This window comes from Methylacidimicrobium tartarophylax (assembly GCF_902143375.2).
GTDB classification, from domain to species: Bacteria; Verrucomicrobiota; Verrucomicrobiia; order Methylacidiphilales; family Methylacidiphilaceae; genus Methylacidimicrobium; species Methylacidimicrobium tartarophylax.
This window is the reverse complement of sequence record NZ_CABFVA020000067.1, coordinates 1-3,217: the sequence shown is the minus strand read 5'-3', so window position 1 is coordinate 3,217 and position 3,217 is coordinate 1. Positions and strand designations below refer to the sequence as shown.

At 63.4% G+C, this 3,217-nt stretch carries 4 protein-coding genes and 1 pseudogene; 2 read left to right on the top strand and 3 right to left on the bottom strand.

Translation table 11 applies throughout. The features are described from left to right. Positions 1-82: 82 nt before the first annotated feature. Positions 83-316 carry a type II toxin-antitoxin system Phd/YefM family antitoxin gene (locus MAMT_RS06170; RefSeq protein WP_142660116.1) on the top strand — a complete coding sequence of 78 codons (234 nt, stop codon included), beginning with the start codon at positions 83-85 and terminating at the stop codon, positions 314-316. 82 nt (positions 317-398) lie between these two features. On the opposite strand, the gene MAMT_RS06165 is transcribed toward MAMT_RS06170, so the two are convergent. Both MAMT_RS06165 and MAMT_RS11365 read right to left on the bottom strand, forming a co-directional pair. Continuing rightward, complete coding sequence (locus MAMT_RS06165) at positions 399-788, bottom strand: nucleotidyltransferase substrate binding protein (protein ID WP_142660115.1); 390 nt, start codon at positions 786-788, stop codon at positions 399-401. Continuing rightward, positions 785-1,114: a nucleotidyltransferase family protein gene (locus MAMT_RS11365; RefSeq protein WP_178086962.1), complete on the bottom strand. Its 330-nt coding sequence runs from the start codon at positions 1,112-1,114 to the stop codon at positions 785-787. Before MAMT_RS11365 ends, MAMT_RS06165 begins: the two co-directional genes overlap by 4 nt. A gap of 241 nt (positions 1,115-1,355) precedes the next feature. Here MAMT_RS11365 and ppa point away from each other — a divergent pair, with 241 nt between their 5' ends. Next, entirely contained in the window at positions 1,356-1,892 is a 537-nt protein-coding gene (gene ppa, locus MAMT_RS06155; RefSeq protein WP_142660113.1) for an inorganic diphosphatase, read from the top strand. Between the two features lie 25 nt (positions 1,893-1,917). On the opposite strand, the pseudogene MAMT_RS06150 reads toward ppa, so the two are convergent. Next, positions 1,918-3,217, bottom strand: a pseudogene (locus MAMT_RS06150) (glycosyltransferase); the annotation flags it as partial.

Here is a 3,217-nt window from a genome sequence, read left to right as displayed (position 1 = left end):
AACCAAGGCCCAACGAAGCAGACAGGTCCATTTCGCAAGCCGCAGGAGATCGCTTGTGAGACATGCCGGTTAGTATTTCCCTATGCAGACCGTGACCATCCACGAAGCCAAGACCCACCTTTCCCGATTATTGCGGAAAGTTGCGGATGGCGAAGAGGTTCTGATTCTGCGAGGCAAAGTGCCGATCGCCAAGATCGTCCCATTGAACCCGGACCAGGCCCCGCGTCGGCTGGGGCTCGACAAAGGAAACAGTTGGATCGCCCCCCATTTCGACGCGCCTCTTCCCGAGGAGGTCCTTCGGGCCTTCGAGCGTTGAAGATCCTGATCGCCTCCCTGTCTCCCAAGCGTTACCCAGAGGCGGTGCTCTGGGCGGACCGCGGGAGGAGACCGTAGGTAGCCTAAGGAAGGGATGCTCCTCCCAGCTCCCGGCGCATCCCCGCCAGAAGCTCGGCGAACCCCTCCCAGAACTCTGGGAGCTGCCGAAAGAGCTCTTGGGCCAACTCCTCCTGATAGACATGGACCGCCAGGTTCTTCGCCCGCAGGATCCGGTCCCACAGTTCTTCTCCGCTCGTCCAGCCGAGGGAGAACGCCGCCTCCAACCCCGCCCGCCGGGCCATGGCGGCTGCGGCCTTCCATCTCACCTCGTAGGTGAGTTCGAAGCGGAGAATCGCCGAATCCCGTGCCATCTCGCTGGAAGGAGCCGATAACGCCTCCTTCCAACGGGCGAGGGCCTTCTCCAACTCCGCGAGCCGCTTCTCTTCCCGCCCGCTTCCCTGGGGGGAAGTCATAGCGGAACGCCTTCCCTCGCGGCTTCGCTCCGAAAGGCTTCCCCCGCGGCTCCCAGGTCAACCAGTTCGATCCGCCGGATCGTCGGAAGCTCCCCCACCGCCCGGAAAAGCTCTGCTTCCCCTTCCGGCCGCCTCGCCCCCTCCCGGAAAAAGCCGAGATCGAGGTCGGACCAGGGCCGCGCCTCTCCCCGGGCAAAGGAGCCGAAGACGACCAAGCGAATCCCCCGAGGCCGGAACCGCTGCGCAAGCCGATCGAGCCCTTCCCGAAGCGGGGAAGGGAGATCGCCCAAGGCCAACCGAGGAACCGCTTCGCTGCGCCGGAGCATAGCTTCCCCACCATCTTCCTCTGGAAGGAGGCCGATGGCAACTCTCCCGAAAGCGCCCACTCCCACCGGCTTGCGCCTGGGTGCGTTCGTTCTTTTCGCCTCGGTTTCTCCCCCGGGTGCGGCAACGCTGGACATCGCCGCCAATCTGTGGACAATAGCCCGCCAACCGTGGTTCGAACCGAACGGGGTTCGACCTCTCCAGGAACGCAGGCAGCAGAACCGCAGACAGCAGACAGTCCCCATGGATATCTCCCGCATCCCGATCGGCGCCAACCCTCCCCACGAGGTGAATGTGATCATCGAGATCCCCCAAGGGGGGACGCCCGTGAAGTACGAGATCGACAAGAAGTCCGGTGCGATGTTTGTCGACCGCTTCCTCCACACGGCCATGTTCTACCCGGCCAACTACGGCTTCATCCCCCACACGCTTTCCGAGGACGGGGATCCGCTCGACTGCATGGTGCTTTCCCATACGCCGGTCACACCGTGCGTCGTGATTCCCGCCCGCCCCATCGGCGCCTTGCTGATGGAGGACGAGCATGGCATCGACGAGAAGATCATCGCGGTTCCCCTCGACAAGCTCCATCCCTTCTATACCCGGGTCGCCAGCTACCGGGATCTGCCGGAGATCTTCGTCCAGACCATCGCCCACTTCTTTGAGCACTACAAAGATCTCGAAGAGGGCAAGTGGGTGAAGCTCATCCGCTGGGCCGAGCCGACCGAAGCGGCCGACCTGATCCGCTCCGGAATCGAGCGGGGCAAAAAAACCACCGGGTGATGGCCTTGGTCCGGCCGTGGACGGCTCATCCCCTCCAAGGCCGCCTGATCCTCGGGGGCCAGGCCAGGCTGTATCCTCCGCCCTCCAAGCTCAGGTTCGGGTTGTAGGCCGGATCCCGTTCGATCACTTCTGCCCACCTCGCTCGAAAACGCTCCCGATCTTGCCCGCACGCACTGGCGGGAGGCTCCAGGTACGCAAGCTCCGCATAAGGAGTAAAGACGATCCGATACCCTTTTTCCCGCAGCCGCAGGCAGTAGTCGATATCCCACAGATCTCGGCCATACCCTTCGTCGAACCCTCCGCACTCCTCCCAAACTGCCCTGCGCGTCGCCAAACATCCGGCGCTCACCGCCGACGGGTTCCGGGTCACAGTTGCTTGACCATAATAGCCGAAAGAATGGGAGCTCCACCCCTGGAACGCTGCTCCCGCACTCCCCTCAAGTCCCATTACGACACCAGCCTCGGCCACCGTCCCATCGGGGGCTAGGATCCGACCTCCCACAGCGCCCACTTCGGGCCGGGCCACCTGACTCACGAGTTCCGCGAGCCAGCCCTCTGCCTTCGGCTCCACGGGAGCCTTGAGCAAAATCAGAACCTCTCCCTTCGCCTGGCGCGCGGCCCAGTTCCACAGAGAGGGCCCGGTTAGCTCCGCAGGAGGACCCAGGAAGCGTACACCTTCTTTACCCTCGTTGCCCCGCTTCGGGCATTCCGGGCCACCCGCAATCACGAGCAATTCCGATTCCGGGCAATCCGCCTGCTTCCGTATCCTCTCGATCGATCGTCCTAGAGCCTCCGCCGTTATTCCCGGACCGAGCAAGAGGCTCACGCGGAGATTCTCCGGGAGACTCCTGCGCACCCGATAGGCCCAGCGAATCGGCGTAAAGAGGACTTCCGCCGGTTCTCCGACTCTCCGGAGATGGTCCCCGATCGCCCGTCGCGCCGCCTCGTAAGCGTACGGCTTCGCCTGGTCGCAGGCCGCTCCGGATCCCGCAATCGCCCTCCAGTGGTAGAGCACTCGAGGGATGTGACGGATCTGCCCAGGCAAGAGACGTTCCGCGAAGCGAAGGGCCAGGTCATAATCCTGTGTCCCGTCCAAACCGCTCCGGAATCCTCCCAGGGAGCGCAAAAGGTCCGACCGGTAGGCTCCCAGGTGGCTGATGCAATTCTGGGAAAGCAGCAGGTCGTAGCAGAAGTCTGGCTTGAAATAGGGCTGAAAACGGCGGCCCGCCTCGTCGATCTTGTCTTCATCCGAGTAGATCAGCCCCGCCTCCGGATGGCACAGGATTTCCCGCGCAACCAGATAGAGCGCCTCCTCGGGCAACTCG